The organism is Methylophaga marina, assembly GCF_030296755.1.
Lineage (GTDB): Bacteria > Pseudomonadota > Gammaproteobacteria > Nitrosococcales > Methylophagaceae > Methylophaga > Methylophaga marina.
The window spans coordinates 1638233-1656895 of the sequence record NZ_AP027741.1 but is presented as its reverse complement, the minus strand read 5'-3'; the positions used below and the strand labels follow the sequence as shown (position 1 = coordinate 1656895).

The 18663-nt window shown below is 45.2% G+C and carries 22 protein-coding genes; 14 read left to right on the top strand and 8 right to left on the bottom strand.

Annotation, left to right across the window (positions count from 1 at the left end):
* Positions 1–13: 13 nt before the first annotated feature.
* A complete protein-coding gene (rpmH, locus tag QUE24_RS08555) occupies positions 14–148 on the bottom strand; it encodes a 50S ribosomal protein L34 (RefSeq protein ID WP_286303442.1) in 135 nt (44 codons plus the stop codon).
* A 270-nt stretch (positions 149–418) separates the two neighbouring features.
* Between rpmH and dnaA the strand changes: the two genes are divergently transcribed.
* The 13 genes from dnaA to QUE24_RS08490 all read left to right on the top strand — a co-directional run bounded on the left by dnaA (position 419) and on the right by QUE24_RS08490 (position 10800).
* On the top strand, positions 419–1786 hold the full coding sequence (gene dnaA / locus QUE24_RS08550; RefSeq protein WP_286303441.1) for a chromosomal replication initiator protein DnaA: 1368 nt from the start codon (positions 419–421) through the stop codon (positions 1784–1786).
* 15 nt (positions 1787–1801) lie between these two features.
* Complete coding sequence (dnaN, locus tag QUE24_RS08545) at positions 1802–2905, top strand: DNA polymerase III subunit beta (RefSeq protein WP_286303440.1); 1104 nt, start codon at positions 1802–1804, stop codon at positions 2903–2905.
* 432 nt (positions 2906–3337) lie between these two features.
* Positions 3338–3874, top strand: a complete 537-nt coding sequence (locus tag QUE24_RS08540) for a hypothetical protein (RefSeq protein WP_286303439.1) — start codon at positions 3338–3340, stop codon at positions 3872–3874.
* Positions 3875–3890: 16 nt separating this feature from the next.
* Positions 3891–4118 carry a hypothetical protein gene (locus QUE24_RS08535; RefSeq protein ID WP_286303438.1) on the top strand — a complete coding sequence of 76 codons (228 nt, stop codon included), beginning with the start codon at positions 3891–3893 and terminating at the stop codon, positions 4116–4118.
* A complete protein-coding gene (locus QUE24_RS08530; protein ID WP_286303437.1) occupies positions 4079–4327 on the top strand; it encodes a hypothetical protein in 249 nt (82 codons plus the stop codon). The genes QUE24_RS08535 and QUE24_RS08530 overlap by 40 nt, the downstream gene beginning before the upstream one ends.
* Positions 4328–4367: 40 nt before the next feature.
* Positions 4368–4853, top strand: coding sequence for a DUF6653 family protein (locus QUE24_RS08525; RefSeq protein WP_286303436.1), 486 nt, complete (start codon positions 4368–4370; stop codon positions 4851–4853).
* A 101-nt stretch (positions 4854–4954) separates the two neighbouring features.
* Complete coding sequence (locus QUE24_RS08520; RefSeq protein WP_286303435.1) at positions 4955–5665, top strand: VC0807 family protein; 711 nt, start codon at positions 4955–4957, stop codon at positions 5663–5665.
* 4 nt (positions 5666–5669) lie between these two features.
* Positions 5670–6335 carry an adenosylcobinamide amidohydrolase gene (locus tag QUE24_RS08515; RefSeq protein ID WP_286303434.1) on the top strand — a complete coding sequence of 222 codons (666 nt, stop codon included), beginning with the start codon at positions 5670–5672 and terminating at the stop codon, positions 6333–6335.
* 156 nt (positions 6336–6491) lie between these two features.
* The gene (locus tag QUE24_RS08510) at positions 6492–7103 is read left to right on the top strand and encodes a hypothetical protein (RefSeq protein ID WP_286303433.1); all 612 of its coding nucleotides are present in this window, start codon (positions 6492–6494) and stop codon (positions 7101–7103) included.
* A complete protein-coding gene (locus QUE24_RS08505) occupies positions 7037–7786 on the top strand; it encodes a DUF2868 domain-containing protein (RefSeq protein ID WP_286303432.1) in 750 nt (249 codons plus the stop codon). Before QUE24_RS08510 ends, QUE24_RS08505 begins: the two co-directional genes overlap by 67 nt.
* Complete coding sequence (locus QUE24_RS08500; RefSeq protein ID WP_286303431.1) at positions 7779–9182, top strand: DUF3482 domain-containing protein; 1404 nt, start codon at positions 7779–7781, stop codon at positions 9180–9182. Before QUE24_RS08505 ends, QUE24_RS08500 begins: the two co-directional genes overlap by 8 nt.
* Positions 9183–9264: 82 nt before the next feature.
* The gene (locus QUE24_RS08495) at positions 9265–9684 is read left to right on the top strand and encodes a DUF4174 domain-containing protein (protein WP_286303430.1); all 420 of its coding nucleotides are present in this window, start codon (positions 9265–9267) and stop codon (positions 9682–9684) included.
* A 129-nt stretch (positions 9685–9813) separates the two neighbouring features.
* The gene (locus QUE24_RS08490; RefSeq protein ID WP_286303429.1) at positions 9814–10800 is read left to right on the top strand and encodes a GGDEF domain-containing protein; all 987 of its coding nucleotides are present in this window, start codon (positions 9814–9816) and stop codon (positions 10798–10800) included.
* 49 nt (positions 10801–10849) lie between these two features.
* Here QUE24_RS08490 and QUE24_RS08485 read toward each other — a convergent pair whose 3' ends face one another.
* Genes QUE24_RS08485 through hemC form a run of 5 tightly spaced genes read right to left on the bottom strand, consistent with a single transcriptional unit; the run spans position 10850 to position 16505 of the window.
* Complete coding sequence (locus QUE24_RS08485) at positions 10850–12592, bottom strand: monovalent cation:proton antiporter-2 (CPA2) family protein (protein WP_286303428.1); 1743 nt, start codon at positions 12590–12592, stop codon at positions 10850–10852.
* An 18-nt stretch (positions 12593–12610) separates the two neighbouring features.
* Positions 12611–13807, bottom strand: coding sequence for a heme biosynthesis HemY N-terminal domain-containing protein (locus tag QUE24_RS08480; protein WP_286303427.1), 1197 nt, complete (start codon positions 13805–13807; stop codon positions 12611–12613).
* Complete coding sequence (locus QUE24_RS08475) at positions 13804–14832, bottom strand: uroporphyrinogen-III C-methyltransferase (protein ID WP_286303426.1); 1029 nt, start codon at positions 14830–14832, stop codon at positions 13804–13806. The genes QUE24_RS08480 and QUE24_RS08475 overlap by 4 nt, the downstream gene beginning before the upstream one ends.
* A gap of 1 nt (position 14833) precedes the next feature.
* Positions 14834–15592, bottom strand: coding sequence for a uroporphyrinogen-III synthase (locus QUE24_RS08470; protein ID WP_286303425.1), 759 nt, complete (start codon positions 15590–15592; stop codon positions 14834–14836).
* Entirely contained in the window at positions 15576–16505 is a 930-nt protein-coding gene (gene hemC, locus QUE24_RS08465) for a hydroxymethylbilane synthase (protein ID WP_286303424.1), read from the bottom strand. The genes QUE24_RS08470 and hemC overlap by 17 nt, the downstream gene beginning before the upstream one ends.
* Before the next feature lie 122 nt (positions 16506–16627).
* Here hemC and argH point away from each other — a divergent pair, with 122 nt between their 5' ends.
* Entirely contained in the window at positions 16628–18103 is a 1476-nt protein-coding gene (gene argH / locus QUE24_RS08460) for an argininosuccinate lyase (RefSeq protein ID WP_286303423.1), read from the top strand.
* On the opposite strand, the gene QUE24_RS08455 is transcribed toward argH, so the two are convergent.
* Both QUE24_RS08455 and QUE24_RS08450 read right to left on the bottom strand, forming a co-directional pair.
* Positions 18048–18383 (bottom strand): DUF3325 domain-containing protein, encoded by a 336-nt coding sequence (locus QUE24_RS08455; protein ID WP_286303422.1) that lies wholly within the window; start codon positions 18381–18383, stop codon positions 18048–18050. The two genes, argH and QUE24_RS08455, sit on opposite strands and share 56 nt — an antisense overlap.
* Positions 18380–18661, bottom strand: a complete 282-nt coding sequence (locus QUE24_RS08450; protein ID WP_286303421.1) for a hypothetical protein — start codon at positions 18659–18661, stop codon at positions 18380–18382. Before QUE24_RS08450 ends, QUE24_RS08455 begins: the two co-directional genes overlap by 4 nt.
* Positions 18662–18663 lie beyond the last annotated feature (2 nt).

The following is an 18663-nucleotide window of genomic DNA, read 5'->3' as shown; positions in this document are numbered from 1 at the left end:
ATGTCAGAGAAGATTATGCTGACAGTCTTGCGCGACCTTTTGCACGACGTGCGTTAATAACGCGACGACCACCAACTGTTTTCATACGTGCGCGGAAACCGTGAGTACGTTTGCGCTTCAGATTGCTAGGCTGAAAAGTTCTTTTCATTTCACCAACTCCAGAAATATTGATTGTTTTGCTGCCTGCGGTGCTAACAGCAGCAAAAACCGCCGAGGCAAAAGACACGGGATTATAAAGTTTTAAGGCATAACAAGTCAAACCAGAGTGACTTTATTATTTCTGTGGTTATTTTACTTGCCAAAAAGCTGGCTTAAGGATAACTTTAGACGTCCTGCGTTACCAGCTATACTATTTCTCATACGTAGCTAACCAGCGCACCTCTTTTTTGTTTAAACCGGTATAAATCAAGGAGTTAATGTGTCATCACCCCTTTGGGAAAAATGTCTGTCCCATCTCGAAGGTGATTTGTCGGCACAGCAGCTGAATACTTGGCTTAGGCCGCTGCAAGCGATCGAAACCGAAGAGAACTTACGCCTACTTGCGCCTAATCCGTATGTTAAAGCCTGGGTACAAGAGCAACTTGAGACACAGATAAATCAGCTGGTTCATCAATTAACTCAAGGCCTTATAGAACAGGTATCCATTGAGGTAGGCACCATCGATCAGGCACCACAACGCCCAAAACGCGTTGTACCTGCTGCCGCAACAACAAACATCGATAAAGAAGAAAAGCCGGAAATTGTTAAATCCGAACCCGCACTTGGGAGTCCAATCAATCCACTATTTACTTTTGATAGTTATGTCGAAGGTAAGTCCAATCAGATTGCTCGCGCCGCCTCGCTTCATGTGGCAGAAGCGCCAGGGACAAGTGGTTATAACCCTCTCTTTTTATATGGTGGCACTGGTCTGGGTAAAACTCACCTCATGCTGGCCGTGGGTAATAAGATCAAACAAAACAATCCAAAAGCACGGGTGATTTACCTATCATCAGAACGCTTTGTTCAAGACATGATTACCGCCCTACGCAACAACGCTATCGATCAGTTTAAAAATCACTATCGCAGTGCCGATGCATTATTGATTGATGATATTCAGTTCTTTGCAAAAAAAGAGCGCTCTCAGGAAGAGTTCTTCTATACCTTTAATAGTTTGTTAGAAGGCCAGCGCCAAATCATATTGACCTGCGACCGTTTCCCGAAAGAAGTCGACAACCTCGATGAACGTCTACAATCACGTCTTGGTTGGGGCTTAACTGTTGCTATCGAGCCGCCAGAACTCGAAACTCGTGTGGCGATTCTGATCAAGAAAGCGCAACAAAACCTGATTACACTGCCGGAAGACGTGGCCTTTTTCATTGCTAAACGTATAAAATCGAATGTGCGTGATCTGGAAGGCGCATTGCAGCGCGTTCTGGCTTTTTCTCGCTTCACCAATCAGCCCATGTCAATTGATATGGCACAGGAAGCATTGAAAGATCTGTTGGCCCTGCACCAAAAGCTGGTCACACTAGAAAGTATCCAGAAAACAGTGGCCGAATATTTCAAAGTCCGCGTATCTGAATTGCTGGCGAAAAAACGCACACGTTCTATCGCTCGCCCAAGGCAAATTGCCATGGCTTTAGCCAAAGAATTAACCAGTCACAGCCTGCCAGAAATTGGTGAATCATTTGGTGGACGTGACCATACGACTGTCCTGCATGCATGCCGGAAAGTTGCTGAACTGAAAGAGTCGGATCCCCGTGTGGCTGAAGACTACCGTAACCTTTTACGAACACTGTCGAGTTAACCCGAGAGAATCATCATGCAATTTACTGTCAGCCAAGATACTTTAGTGCGACCGCTGCAACTGGTGTGCAGTATTGTTGAACGACGCGCTACGCTTCCGATCCTGTCTAACGTCTTATTACGTGTTCAAGGTGACCAGCTATCCATGACCAGCACCGATATGGAACTGGAAATGATTGCTACTCTGCCGGTCGCCGTTGAAGAAGAAGGCAAAACCACCGTCTCAGCCCGTAAACTGCTGGACATTGTCAGAGCCCTACCTGGTAACGCCACCATCAGTGTTAATGCCAGCGAAGGTAAAGCAGTGGTGAAAGCAGGGAAAAGCCGCTTTTCATTAGCCACATTGTCCAGTGATGACTTTCCGGATAGTGAAGGCGCCAATTACATGGACGAAATTTCACTGCCACAATCGGCACTGAAATCCTTACTCGACGAAACCAGCTTTGCCATGGCCAGTCAGGATGTTCGTTATTACTTGAATGGATTACTGCTGGAGCGTGATGACACTACATTACGTGCTGTTGCGACCGATGGTCACCGTCTGGCGCTGGGCAGCCTGACGACATCCACACCCGTCAGTGAGAAAAACAGCGTGATTGTGCCACGTAAAGCGATTATTGAACTTGGCCGCTTGCTTAATGACAGTGATGATACGGTTAAAGTTGCCTTCAGTAATCAGCAAATCAAAGTGGAATTACCGGATATTCACTTCACATCTAAACTCATTGATGGCCAGTTCCCGAACTACGAACGCGTTTTGCCTTTAGGTGGCGATAAAGAAGTCCTGGCTGATCGTGATGAATTGAAACAAGCCTTATCTCGCGCAGCTATTTTGTCTAATGATAAACATCGCAGCGTGCGTATCAATTTAGAGACAGATCAATTAAAAGCCACAGTCACTAACCAGGAACAAGAATCCGCAGAAGAAGAAATCAGCGTCGATTACAAAGGTGCCCCATTAGAAATCGCCTTTAATAATGCCTATCTGCTGGACTTACTGAACGCGATTCCGGATAACCAAGTGAAACTGCTTTTCACTGACGAGACCAGCAGTGCCCTAGTTACACCTGCTGATGAAAAATTTGAGCGTCAATATGTCGTTATGCCAATGCGCTTGTAGTAAATGTTCAAACATTTCTTTATTAGTAGGCATTAAAGCGATTTTTATAGATGTACGTATTAACAGCAACGCTATCAGCAGTATGAATACAGGCTGTGCTCAATAAAGTCCTAACACATCAAACGGATGGCCAACGGCGTGAGGCTAAAGATGGCTCCGTTTGATGCTTTGTGAGCTCCTAGCTATCCAACTGCAGACATTCCTACACTCCAAGCCTGGTTGACCCAATAAAGCGCAACAAAGCCGTTCTACCCCCCAACAACTCCCATGAGTATGACATTAATTACGTCATGAAATAGTCCTCTCAATAAAGAGCTAGCCGCACAATGTGACGTGATTAAAGTGCATTTCAGCGTTGGCATTAACAGCAGCATTTTTTATCTACAAAAATTTCACAGATAACGGCCAAACCTGAACAAGGGAGGGTCTACTATGAAAAAACAATGCATGAATTACATCATGGCTTGCGTCTCAGTCCTGACATTGGCGAGTTGTGGTGACGATGAGTTCTCGCAAATCGATTTTGGTCAAGATGAAGCCGAGTTCACAGCGGTAACACCTGTGCCAGATCATTTGCGGGCCGGGATACCAGAGGAGAAACCCAAAGAAATGCTGTCAGTTGCCGATCCCACGCCACCTGAAGTCTGGTTAATATCTTTATATCGGCAAAAACCCAATCATGATCCTGAACGTGATGTGATGTATTACCAGAAATTACTTGATGAGGTCCTGGCACATGTTCATGAGGATAAACGCGTTGTCAGCAATCGATTAGTACAAGTCACACGACAGTTACAAGACAAAGGCATTGATGCCGACCAAGATAGATTGCTGATTGATTTTTCTCACTATTTACCTAGTGTGAATGGTAAGTATGTATTTGGCGAACTCACTGCAAACTACAGCAATCTTCGACAACAAGACATGAATCATGACCAGGCCATGAAACAGTTGTTTGAGCTTATCTAGTCAGGGAGGATGTGATGTGGATTTTTTAATTCAAAGTTTATTTGTCTGGGCACTTACCTTAACAGGCTACGAAGACCCGAATTATCTGCCTGATATAAAAGCAGTCAGTCATCAAACACTCGCCACTACATTGTGTAAATCCAGTTACTGTACCGCAGTGGCCTATTACGACAAAAACACGGAAACGATTTTTTTGATAACCGTATGGACATCAAAACTGATGATGGAGCCCGTAGTTTCATAGTGCATGAAATGGTGCATTTTCTGCAGCATAAAAACGGCAAAATAAACAGCGAAGAGCTTGATTGTAAAACACGCATAGAAATTGAACGTGAAGCCTATCGTGTTCAACAACTTTTTCTAAAAGAACACCACAAAGATACATACCAGATTGATATGGCTATGGCAGTATTACCCAGTCTTTGCAGCGAACAAACTGAAAATTTAAACTGAGATTAAGCTCTAGTACTGGCTATAAAAATAAGGCATTGAAATGGATATCATCAAGTGGACTGAAAAGCTGATGTCGATGGATGAGGAGAGTTGGCAGCGCCATGCCAATCCCTGGAGTGTGTATTCACGCTTTACAACTTTGCCCTTACTCTCTCTGGCTTTTTATTCACGCGAGTGGATAGGGATTTATTCGTTCATACCTGTTGTTTTGGCTCTTGTCTGGATTTGGCTCAACCCACGACTCTTCCCTCCACCATCCTCTACCGATAACTGGGCCTCCATGGCGACCTTTGGAGAAAGGTTGTATCTAAATCGTCAACATGTCCCCATTCCTGTTCATCATCAGCGATTTTGTGTTGTGCTACAGACGCTGTCTGTCATCGGCTTACCCTTTCTGATTTATGGCTTTTACAGTTTAAATATTTGGCTACTGCTGGCCAGCAATATCTGGATGATGGTGTTCAAAGCCTGGTTTGTCGATCGTATGGTCTGGTTATATTTGGATAGTCAGGACGATCAGTCATAACCTTATGCTGACTTTGATAACAAAACAAAAAGGTAATCCCATCAATCATCTACATCCTATATAATCACTGACTCATTTATATAGAGCCAAACAAAAACACAATGATGAATAGTACCCCCACGCATAAGCCACGTCCGTTCGTAGACCTGATGGTCAGTATCGTATTGCCATCCATTATTTTAATGAAGATGAGTGGTCCAGAAGACTTAGGTGCCAGTGGTGCATTAGTCGCGGCGCTGTCTTTTCCACTTGGCTGGGGTATTTTTGAGCTGATTAAATACCGTAAATTCAACTTTATTGCCTTACTCGGTTTAGTGAGTGTCTTACTCACTGGTGGCATCGGTTTATTTGAGCTCGATACGAAATGGTTAGCGATCAAAGAAGCAGCCATTCCTGCGATTATCGGTCTTGCCGTGCTTGGCTCAACATTCACCCGTTACCCACTTATCAGAGCGCTGTTGTACAACCGTGAGATGATGGACGTAGACAAGATTAAAGATCGTCTTGAAGAGCACAACAGCACAGCCTTGTTTGAAAAACGCTTACTCAATGCCACCTATTTATTAGCTGGTACCTTTTTATTTTCAGCCATCATGAATTTCCTGCTGGTGAAATGGCTGGTCACCAGCCCAACTGGCAGTGAAGAGTTTAATGAACAACTCGGTTTACTGACTTTATACAGTTATCCAGTGATCGCGATTCCCTCTATGCTGATGATGATTGGTATTTTTTATTATTTATGGCGCACGATTCATGATCTTACTGGCTTGAAACTGGAAGAGGTGATATCACCCAAAATCGCCAATAAATAACCGTATGTCCTCAGTCCGACAGGTTCTGCATCCAGACTACCTGATTCTATTACCCACGACACCCTGCAAAGTTCTCAGTTCTGCGGTGTTACACGGAGGACTGCAAAAGGCCAATGCTTTACTTAATATGCGTGTGGAGAAACACTCTCCACTCCCCTGTCTGGCGCCAGAGCAAACGCTATTAAATAAAGCAGAAGAACTCGCTCTACCCTCTCCCACTGTCGGCATGATGACAGCGGCTTCCATGAAGTCGTTAGGGCAGCATATTGAGAAACGCGGTGACTTAACGGTTGAATGCTGGGTAACGAGTGGGCTCAGTAACGTCAGACGAGTGGGTGATAAAGCCGATGATAAGACTGAGCCAGGTACCATCAATATCTGCTTACACATTAATCAAGCACTGTCCGATTCAGCACTGGCAGAAGCCTTGATATTACTGACTGAGAGTAAAGTCACGGCCATTCGCGATACGGATATTATCAGCCCGGTTTCCGGTCTCCCTGCCAGTGGTACAGGCACCGATAGTCATGCTGTATTTTGCCCTGATGCAGAACCTCAGCACCATTATTGTGGCAAACACACTACGCTGGGTGAGCTTATCGGCCGCGCTGTGCTTGAGGCCTGTTCAACCAGCTTAGGTCACTGTTTTCGCAGTATGACCAACGACTAAAAATAGGGCTTACAGCCTGTCGATAGCCGAATAATACTTGCTTGAAACCTGTCGCTATTAACGTATTACAGTCTAGATAAGCTTGGAAGCAGTATTTGCATTATCGTTAGCAATTCATTTCAGCTTGAGTTAAGGGTATTTTGTATACTAGCTCTTATGGCCTCTAAACATGCAACTCACGCTATCGAGCATTTTTTCTTTAAAGACGGTGCCACACGGGCCTTATTCCGCTGGCTGGATTTTCGTTTATTTGTCTCGCAACAGAATATCCAATTAACATCCTCTAAAAATACAACGGCGCAATCAGCTACTGATTATCTCCATGCCTGGCAGCAACAGGCCTCTCTGACAACTCCCGCTACAGGAATTTTACGACTTTTCAGCGTTATCGCGATGATTATTGGATTTACAGCCATGGTAGGCGTATTAAATGTACGAGAACACACATTCATAAATATCTGGGTTCCGCTCGCTCTGTTTGCATTTTTACCACTGCTGCTCAGCCTGAGCAGCTTTTATTTGTCTTTTTTATCACCGTCTAAACAACATTTACATCATCACCCCGTGATGCATTGGCTCATCAATAAACTGCAGTTGCAACCCTTTATTCCGTATAAAAATCTGTTATTACCCTGGCTTTTTTGGCAAGTACAATCAGCGGCTATTTTGTTTTCTGCCTCAGCGCTACTGTCTTTTTTCTATTGGCGACATTTCAGGATTATCAATTTGGCTGGTCATCCACTTTCATCACTGATAATGCCACCATGACTCAGCTGATGAATATGATCAGTTGGCCCTGGCAGTGGTTATTTGAGGCACCAATGGCTGAATTAATCCAGCAGACACGGTTTAGTGTTCAGACAGCTAATATAGCTGTCACGGCCAACAATAACTGGTGGGTGACCTTGGTGATGTCTATTGTGGTTTACGGAGTTTTGCCTCGTCTGCTCTTAGCACTGTTACTCCGTCATCAATTTATCCAGCAATTACGTCACAACATCCAACATAGTAGTGATGTAGAACAATTTATTGTTGCTCAACAACATCAGATGAGTCGCAATCCTATTCAGTCTGAGAACCTGACTAGCGAAAATACGTCAGTGCAATTACCCTCATCCAATACTGTCTTGCTTAGCTGGCAGCAGGCTGATTTGTCTTTTCCCATAGCAAAAAATCTGGGCACAGATGACTGGTTAAAAGATGAAAAGTGGCTGATGTCTGATGCCAGTCATTTTGATAAGCCTGTCTGGATCATGATTGATCCGATGCAGACACCAACAGGTGAACTGGCCGATAGTATTGAGTTGTTACAGCAACATAATTCTTCTGTCAGCTTAGTGTTATACCCTATCAATACGGATGACTCACGTTACCAACAGCAGCAGAAATCATGGCACTTTTTTGCCCAACGACATGCTGTCAGTTTAAAAGAGGGGCATGACAATGGCTGAATCAACGTCACATCCCGTCTTTGCCGTCGTCGGACATCCCAATAAAGGCAAGTCAAGCATTGTCGCCACGTTGACACGCCAGGATGCCGTGAAGATCTCTGAAATTTCAGGTACCACGACGTCGTCGCAAACCTTTGATTTGAATATAGAGGGGGTGACCCAGTACACGCTGGTTGATACTCCGGGTTTTCAACGACCACGGCAAGTCCTGTCCTGGTGTCAGCAACATGCCCCCAATGCTGCCGAGCGTAGAAACACGATTCAAGCCTTTGTAGATGAGCAGGCAGTTATAGGCAGTCATAAATTTCATGATGAAGTTGAGCTATTACAGCCTATTCTGAGTGGTGCTGGCATTATCTATGTTGTGGATGGCTCTATTCCCTACAGTCCCGAATTTGAAGCAGAAATGACCATTTTGCAATGGACCGGGCAGCCTCGTATGGCTCTGATTAACCCGATAGGTGGTGAAGCTTATGTGCAAGAGTGGCAAGATGCGTTAAGCCAATATTTTAGTGTTGTTCGCGTGTTCAACCCCATGACAGCGGATCACCAAAAACAATTCACCATCCTGTCTGCCTTTGCTGAATTATATGAGCCCTGGCGTCCTTCTATTGAAGACACCATTGAATTGCTGAAACAGTATTTCGAATCACTAGAGCAACAAGGTGCTTTTGTTGTTGCAGAGCATATTCAACGCATGCTTGGCCATATCAGTGAAATCAAAGTGCCTGCAGACTTTGTTAAGTCACGTCTCAAGGACAAGCTCAAACACGACTATCAAAGCTCGCTGCGTCATATTGAAGCCAGTATGCAACGCCAGCTGCAATCCCTGTTTGCTCACCCTGAAATGAAGATGCAGGTACAGGAACTCAACGCTGATTATCCCGACCTGTTTGATACCAGTCATTGGTATATTTATGGCTTAGACAGACAAAAGATCGTGGGCTTATCGGCTTCTGCCGGTGCAGCTGCCGGTGTGGTGGTGGATGTCGGCATGGGTGGCACCTCACTGATGACCGGTGCCTTCTTCGGCGGCTTGGTATCTGGCGCCGCATCACTCTTCGCTACCGCCGCACCAGAAAACCTCAAAATTAATGGCATTCCCATAGCGGGTGAAACATTAAAAGCGGGTCCAATGAAAGAACTGACGTTTATTTTTGTCGTGCTGGGACGTGCTGTTGATTTTCTGGAAATGATCTTACGACGCACACATGCCGATCGTTCAATTGCAGAACTACCTGAAACCAACCTTACTGAACGAATAAATCATCTACCCAAAGTCGATCAAGTTCAGCTCACTCGCTTATTACAAAAAGCACACAAAGGCCTCAGCGAGGCTGAGTTAATCAAACTTCGCGACTGGGTATTAGCACTCTGCTTGTCGTCTGAAGCATAAAATCCGGTCAATATTGACTTGTTCTTAACAGCGTCTTTCGTAAGCTCATCCAACTATGTTTATCAACAATGGAGCTTGAGACATGACTCGTCAAGTACTGGTTTTATTGATGCTATTGAGTCCACTATCCTGGGCAGAACCGATGCAAAACCTTGAATCACTCTCAGACTTAAAATGGAAAAACCGGCTTATTCTGATAGAGGCTGATCAGCAAATCCAACACTATCAGGATGAACTTGACCGACTCGATGCTGACATCGTTGATCGTGATATTGCGTGGTTTATTGTTAACGACAAGGACGTGATAAGTAATTTTAACGGCAAGCTCAGTGATAGTGCCGCTGATGAGATCCGTCAAACATTACAAAGTCATAGTAGTGCGGTTTTATTAATCGGTAAAGATGGTGGTATTAAGGCCACAGAGACCCAGTTAATACTCGATGAGCTCTTTGGCGAGATAGATAGAATCCCCATGCGTCAGCAAGAGCTACAATCCCGTTAGCCATATCCATTCCTTCCACTCTATCAATATGAATAATTGTAAGCACTGGTAGCACTATGCTATTAATGATTCATAATCTATATAGAAGACGAGTGTAGGTTTATCTTCTTCATCGTTGTTGGGGGGCGTATGAATATCATCAATGAGCTATTTGATGGCAGTTTTATGCCCCACGGTCATTGTTACAAATGGCAGAGTGACTTACTTTTTCTTCATGTGGTGGGTGATGCACTAACGGTGATGGCCTACTTTCTCATCCCTATCGCCCTTATCCAGCTTGTCAAAAAAAGAAATGATTTTGCTTTCAACTGGATTTTTGTCATGTTTGCCGCTTTTATTTTTCTCTGCGGCGTTACTCACCTCATTAACCTGATTAATATCTGGCATGGGTATTACTACATCAGTGGTATGGCAAAACTCATCACTGGTATCGTCTCTATTACCACCACGGTGATGATTGTATATTTACTTCCCAAAGTCATTGCTTTTCCCAGTATTAAAGACTTTAAAGTTAAAAATGAGCAATTATTACTGGCTAAAAAAGAGTTACTTGAAGCCAATCAATTATTAGAACAACGAGTTGAAGCACGAACCAAAGAACTAGAAGAGTTAGCGCGCACAGATGCATTAACAGGCGTGTTAAATCGAGGGGGCTTGATGTCCTGCTTGACGGATGAAATTGATCGCGCGACCCGCTACAAACGTCCATTAAGTCTATTAATGGTTGATTTAGATCACTTCAAATACGTCAATGATCAATATGGGCATCAACAGGGTGATGTTGTGTTAACGGAAGCTGTTCAAATTATATCCAACGTGTCCAGACACAGTGACCACCTTGGACGTTATGGGGGCGAAGAGTTTCTATTAATTCTTCCAGAGACGGACATGAATGAGGCAAAAAGCCTCGCTGAACGTATTAGGCTGGACGTTGAGCAACATTCATTTTGTCAGCAAGACGGACACGATATTTCATTGACCTGTAGTATTGGACTGACGGAATATCAACCAGGCCAAACACAATCGAGTTTACTTCAAACGGCTGATCGCATGCTGTATAGCGCAAAAGACACCGGTAGAAACAGGGTCATTGTTAACGACAACACCGATGCCTAACAACCATCCAATGTCTATTACTTTTCAATAGACATTGGATAACTCAACATTAATGTTTTAGCTCACCCAGCACCACTTTATTATCCGTAACTTTTTTCACCACATTCGAGTAGTAATCATCTCTAAACTCATTAATAACCCGTGTGGCGACTGTATCCTCGACACCACTTCCCAACAACACTTCTTCTGTGAGTCTCAGGCTGGTTTCTAATGTCTCTGAAACTGTTGTGGTTGCACCCTGAGTAATGAGTTCTGCACAGTGTTTTCTATCTCGAGCACGTGCATGTATTGGCATCTCTGGATAATACTGACGCACTTGAGCCACTAATCTATCTACCTGAGCAGGGTTGTCCAGAGCCACAACAATCATTTTGGCTCGGTCGGCACCAGCGGCCTGTAAGACTTTTACTTTACTGGCATCACCAAAGAAAACCGGAAATCCCTGCGCTCTGGCATCCTTTACCCGATGCTGACGCATATCTAATGCGATATACGGTACACCGGCAGCGCCCAATAAGGTACCTACACGCGCACCAACCCGGCCAAAACCGGCCAGAATCACATGCTCCTGATCATGTTCGATGAACTCAGTGGTATAGTCTTCTTCGCTTTTCTCAGCATCTGGTGTGTAAAACTTCAGTAATAGGAAGTTTGTTGAGCGAACAACAAATGGTGTTAAGACCATCGTTAAAGCAATGACTAGCGTCAGAATATCGCTGACCGTAGTTTCCAATAAGCCTAATGAAGCCGCAAAGCTAAACAAAACAAAACCAAACTCACCACTTTGAGATAATAAAGCACCGGTTTGTAAAGAAATATCGTGACGTGCTCCTGCAATCCGGGCCAGGATGTAAACCACAACGGTTTTAATGGTCATCAGCCCCCAAGTCAGCAACAGAATATCACCCAGTCGATCCCACAATAGACTGAAATCAATCCCCATGCCCACGGTCATAAAGAACAAACCTAACAAGATACCGCGGAAAGGCAGAATATCAGCTTCTATCTGGTGTCTGTACTGAGACTCAGCCAGCATCACCCCAGCAAGGAAAGCCCCAAGCGCCATAGAGAAACCTACACTTTGCATAATCCAGGCAACGCCAAGCACCAAAAGCACGGCGACAGCAATGAAAACTTCCGGATCCTGACTGGCGACTATTCTCGCTAACACCGGATTAAGCAGGTAACGTCCAGCAAACAACAGAGCAATAATGACCAGAATACCGATCAGTGGATTGATATCTGGCCCGACCACTTCTGCACCATTGCCTACGGCAAGATAGGACACCAGAGCCAATAAAGGCACCACCGCGATATCTTGCAACAACAGTACTGAGAATGACATTCGGCCCATAACAGTGGAAATACCGCCACGTTCCGACAAGAGTTTTAAACAAAATGCGGTGGATGATAAGGCTAAACCAAAACCAATGATGATGGCACTGTGATTATCCAGACCTAACCAGATAGCAATGCCATAAATAGCACCTGCTGTAATCAAAACCTGAGCAAGCCCCAGCCCCAGCACCATTTTACGCATTTGCCAGAGTTTATCTGGCTTGAGTTCTATCCCTAAAACAAACAGTAAGAAAATGACACCAAACTCGGCGAGATGGCGAATATCTTCAACCTCAGTAATAACACCCAGCCCCCATGGACCAAGAATCATACCGGCCGTTAAATACCCCAAAATCGCGCCCAAACGAATGGCATGAAACATCGGAATAATAATTACCGTGGCCAATAATAAAGCCAGAATTTCTACCAGATAATGGCCGCCTGCTTCTTGCACAAATTATCCCTTTACTAATTAAACCGTGGTACGAGGACTTAGCATTAACAGCAGTCCTTGTTTGTAGGTATCGGCAGCGGCCTCTTTTTTATCTTGTGCCAGCTGAACTTCAGCTAATACCTGATATGTCTCACCCTTGGCGCCGAGACGAATACTCTGTTGTAAATATTCTTCTGCCTTAGTCCATAACTCATTGGCTGCTGCCAGACGCCCAACCGTCAATAACAGGCAGGCATTATCCGGATAGGCTTTCAGCCATTTTTCTGCTGTCGCCAGGCGAGCCAGCACATCCCCCTGAGTAAGTACACCATAGATGTATACCAGCTTTTCACTCCAGTTATGCCGCATGTACTGCTCAATCTGAGCAATCGCCTGTTCTTCCTGCTGTTGCTCAATCAAACCATTGACATAAGGCACGAGCATGGCTTCTGTCTGACGTGATTTACTGGATGATTTTTCCCAAACCTCTGACATTCTTTGCCAGTCTTGTTTCACTAAAGCCGTCTCTAATTGCCCCACTGCCGCTTCTTGATCCAAACTCGCTACTTCCTTTCTTTCAAGGACATGGCGTTTACGTAAATCGGGCAAAACCGACTGGACTTCCTGCCATTGCTCCATGTCCTGATATAAGGACTGCAATAACTGCAATACATAAGGATGTTTGGGAGCCACTTCACGCAGATGCTGAAGTGTCGCCAAGGCCTGCTCTTTTTGCCCTGCTGACAACTGCAGTTCTGCCTGTACGACACCGACGGCAATATCAGCGCCTTCAGTGGTTTCATGAGCTAAACGGAGGTAATTGTCACGGCGCTCTGGTGCCTGTTGTTTTTGCGCTGCCCGGGCAGCAGCCAGATAGTGAAGCAAAGGCGTTTCGCTATGGGTCGCATGGCGAACCAAAGTCCGTTCAGCTTCGGTCCAGCGTCCTTCTTCGAGCGTAATCAATCCTCGTGTCAGCGCACGGTTAGCACGTTTTTGTCTTTGCGTAGTTTTCCAGGCACTGATTCTTTTGGGCGTCTGTCTTAATAGAATCAGACTTCGTAAGGCTAAATAGCCTGCAACAACTAAAATGACATAAATGGCGGTAAACACGACCAGTGATGTTTCGAGACTCCATTGTCCGTACTGGAGTAACACAAAACCCGGTTCAAAATCAGCCGCCCAAATAGCCGCCACACCCAATGCTAAAGCTAAAGCGATGATAATCAGCATTTTCATTGCCGATACTCCTCTAGCCAGTTCAGTGAGCCTGAGATATCAGGAATAGATACATCAATGTTTTGTTCAGCCAGTGAATTCAGTGTTTCCAACATGGCATCACGTTCGTCACCCGTAAAATAATGTTCCAACCAAGTGATAGCTGTTTTCAAACTGTGCTGAAAACTATCCGTATCCGCATTCAGTAATGCCAGCCTTGCGCTTTCCAACTGTAGTCGCAGGTTCTGGTATAGGAAGTAACGCTGCTCTGGCGCCAAAACAGCCGCTTCACCTGATTGTTCATGACGAATCACCACCAGAGATCGCAATTGCTGCCAAATATCCGAGAGCGCTTCTTTCCACGCAGGTGTGTCTGTCACGGCTATATCAGCCGTCTCTGAAGAAGCAGAAAAATCGACCTCAGGGCCTTTTTTAACACGTAATTGATTGACATGAGCTGCTAGGGTTTGCAGTTGAATGGCCATGCCCGAAATATCAGAGGTCGTGAGTGATTGTAATGTTAATAATTCTTCTGCTATCTCAGCCCGCAGAGGATGAAGTCGATAATCAGAGAGGGCTTCTAACTGTTTATCCGCCATAATCAAAGCTTGAATGGCGCCTTTCGCATCGTGTGCTAATACAGCGCGTTGGTTGGCGACGTTGAGCAGATATTTCACTTCCTGCAAAGCCCATCGTTTTTGCAGCTCAGCATTCGATAACTGCTGCTTATCATTCAGTTGCTGTAATTTTTCTGCTAACTGCTTTTGATCCGTATCGAGTCGTCCCAATTGTTGTCGGTGTTGTTCTACTCTTGATTGCCAGTTTCCGTTTTGGCTGGATAATTCGTTCAGGGAAGATTGAATATCTGCTTTTTGTTGCTGCAGCTGTTGATAGAACCAGGCGATGCTAGCGGCGGAGAGAAGTACCACCACGACCAGTGCAACCCAAATCCAGCGATAGACTTGTGCATCCTGCTTATTTTTTTCCAGTAACTCCGCATCTTGCACGTTGTTATCAATCGTTTGCTTTGCGTCTTTATCTGCCATGTTAATCGTCCATATTTATCAGAGTATCAACAACTGCATTATCGCTGGCATCGGCTGATACATAAATGGTTTTGAAGCCTCGTGAGGAGGCATGCTGTTTTATCCTATCACTGACGACCGTCAATGGTTTATCTAACAAATCTGGCCATGTATTCATGAAGATACTACAAAGATTATCAACACCTGCCACACTGGTACAGATCACTTTGTCTGCCATCATGGCCTGCTTGAGTTTTGCTGCCGTTGGTTGAGCTAAAACACGTTGATAAACTTCAATATAAGTAATATTAGCACCTCTGGCTGTTAAGGTATCAGCCATATGCTCCCTGCCGCCATTACCTCGTACAATCAGAATCTGTTTACCTCTGACTTGTGATGCCTGCATCAAAGGCATCTGCAGCAAACCTTCACTTCCATTTGATATTTCAGGCTGACAATCGACCGGTATATCATGCTCACGCATAGCCTGTGCGGTCCCCTCACCCACCGCAGCAAATTGGCATAACTTGGGCAGTTCGTGTCCCCAGCCAGCAATAAAGCTCTCTACCGCGTTACGACTAACAAATATCAACCAGTCAAAGTGGTCGATATTGATCGTCTGCCAATGCTTTTTTGCAACCGTTTCAATATCAATCACTGGCAGAATCAGTGGCTTACCGCCAGCGGCCTCAACCAGCTCAGCCAGTGCTTGGCACTGATGTTGAGGGCGGGTCACAAGAATCTGCTGCCCCGCCAATGGCAGTTTACTCACCGTAGACATCTGCCAGAATTTTATCGGCACCCTTCGCCAGCAACATTTCAGCGACTTGAATTCCTAATTTTTCAGCATCTGTTGCTTTACCGCGAACTTCAGCTGTGACCGTGTTAGTCCCATCTGGCTGACCAACCAAGCCTCGCAGCCAAACGTTATCATCATCTAACATCGCATAACCGGCGATGGGTACCTGACAGCCACCGGACAGACGTTTGTTCAAGGCTCGTTCAGCACGCAGCACAATGGCGGTTTGATCACAATGTAATGGAGCAATAAGCGCGTTCATTTCTTCATCATCCACGCGAGTTTCAATACCCAACGCACCTTGTCCAATCGCAGGTAAACTTTGCTCTGGTGTTAATGCGCTGCGAATACGGTCATCAAAACCGAGACGTTTTAATCCCGCCATCGCCAGAATGATGGCATCAAACTCACCATCATCGAGTTTACGTAAACGGGTATTCACATTACCGCGTAAAGGCAGTACTTCCAGATCCGGACGGTGAGTACGCACCTGGCATTCACGACGCAGGCTGGATGTGCCTAAACGGGCTCCGTGAGGCATTTCATCGATACTTTGATAATGATTGGAAACAAAAGCATCATGCGGATCTTCACGCTGACAGATAACAGGCAGATGCAAACCTTCCGGAAACTCAACTGGCACATCTTTCATAGAATGCACAGCAATATCCGCACGTCCATCTAACATGCCTTGTTCCAGCTCTTTAACAAAAAGCCCCTTACCGCCCACTTTTGCCAAGGGAGTATCCAGTATGATATCGCCCTGGGTTTTCATACCGATCAGTTCAACTTCAATATTCTGATGTAATTCTAATAAGCGTGATTTAACAAATTCAGCCTGCCACATGGCAAGAGGACTGTTGCGAGTGGCAATACGAACGATTCTTTTAGTCATGGAATAAGGTCACTTCAGCGTTGTCGTTAATAAATAAAGTCGATTCTAGCATTTCACGCATTGACTCTCGACTATCCGCGTTATAATGACGCCCTGTTTTCAACGAGCCTAATCTGATTGATATGACTACAGCCAATAAAAAACTCTCATCTGCCAGACTGACGCAGCCTACCGACAAGTTTGTCGAAGAATTTACCGCTTCCGTGCAATTTGATCAGCGTATGTTCCGTCAGGATATTCGTGGCTCAATTGCGCACGCCACCATGCTGGCTGAAGTCAAGGTACTGACAGTAGACGAACGCGATCAAATTATTGCGGGCTTACAACAAATCGAACAAGAAATTGAGAACGGCGACTTTGAGTGGTCTATCGCTCAAGAAGATGTGCACATGAATATCGAAGCGCGTCTTATCGTCCTGATCGGTGAGGTCGGTAAAAAACTTCACACTGGCCGGTCACGTAATGACCAGGTAGCCACTGATGTGCGCCTTTATCTACGCGATATGATTGAGCCTATCGGTCAGCAGCTTAATCGTTTGCAAGAAGCCTTACTCAACGTTGCTGAACGTGAAGCCGAGACTATCATGCCCGGTTTTACTCATTTACAAACAGCCCAACCAGTGACGTTTGGTCATCACATGATGGCCTGGTACGAAATGCTCGTTAGAGATGCTGAACGCCTGCAAGACTGTGCTAAACGAGCAAACAGCCTGCCCTTGGGTGCAGCCGCCCTTGCTGGCACCACTTTCCCGATTGATCGTGAAATGACCGCCAGCTTATTAGGCTTTGATCGTATCTGTTTAAACTCGTTGGATGCAGTCAGTGATCGTGACTTTGCGATTGAGTTCAACAGCTTCGCATCGATTCTGATGATGCATTTATCACGTTTCTCAGAAGAATTAATTATCTGGTCATCGGCGCAATTTGATTTTGTTGATTTAGGTGATGCCTTCTGCACTGGTTCATCCATCATGCCGCAGAAAAAGAATCCGGATGTGCCTGAGTTAATTCGCGGTAAAACCAGTCGCGTTTACGGCAATATGTTTAACTTGCTGACCTTAATGAAAAACCAGCCACTGGCTTACAATAAAGACAACCAGGAAGACAAAGAACCCTTGTTCGACACGATTGATACCTTATTGGGTTCACTGCGCGTTTATGCAGATATGATGTCAGTCATTACAGTGAAGGCAGACAATATGCGTCAGGCTGCATTACGAGGTTATGCCACAGCGACTGATCTGGCTGATTATCTGGTACGTAAAGGCACACCATTCCGTGATGCACATGAAGTGGTGGGTTTATCGGTCGCCTATGGCATCAAACACAAAAAAGATCTGTCTGAACTCACCTTGGCTGAACTACAGCAATTTTCTGCCAATATTGATGAAGACGTGTTTGACGTGCTGACATTGGAAGGTTCTGTCGCTGCTCGTGACCACTTAGGTGGTACAGCACCAGAACAGGTTAAAGCGGCGATAAAAAAGCACGCAGTCAACGTTAAACAAGAGTTACACCGATGCAGTAACGATCATCTAGTCGTTACTGCATCAACCACAAAACGCTGGCCGATAACATCATCAGAAAAGCGATTCTGACCGCCCACTTTGGCCAATAAGACAGCAGTAACACCAATACTACGCTGGTCACAGACAATATCGATACCCAAATCACAAAGCCGGTTCCTGCTCCCCACACCTGCCACATGGGTAAATAAGCTAATATCAGCACAAGACTTGCTGTCCAGCGTAAAACCCGTATCTGTGTAGCAGTTAAACGTCTATCAGTCACATCCATTAAATGTCTTGGCATCGCCAGACTCAAACCACTCATCGCGGCATAACACAGAGCCACGCTCATCATCATCGCCACACTCATGATATCGCCTCCGAACGTTTTGCGGGCTTAGAGTAGCGTTCAGGTGCAGTTAATTTACGGCGTAAAAATAACACCAGCCCCAGACTCATCAAACCGAACACCAATACGGTCACTTCAAAGCCGACACTGCTCAAGTCTCCTGCCAGCCAGTAGGATGGTAGCCAATGTCCGGTTGTCAGCAGGTTCATGACAGGTAACAACAATGCCAGTAAGGTAAAGAGACTCCATTGTTCAAACCAGGCTTTCATGCCAGGTCGACAAGCGGCATGAAACAGCATGG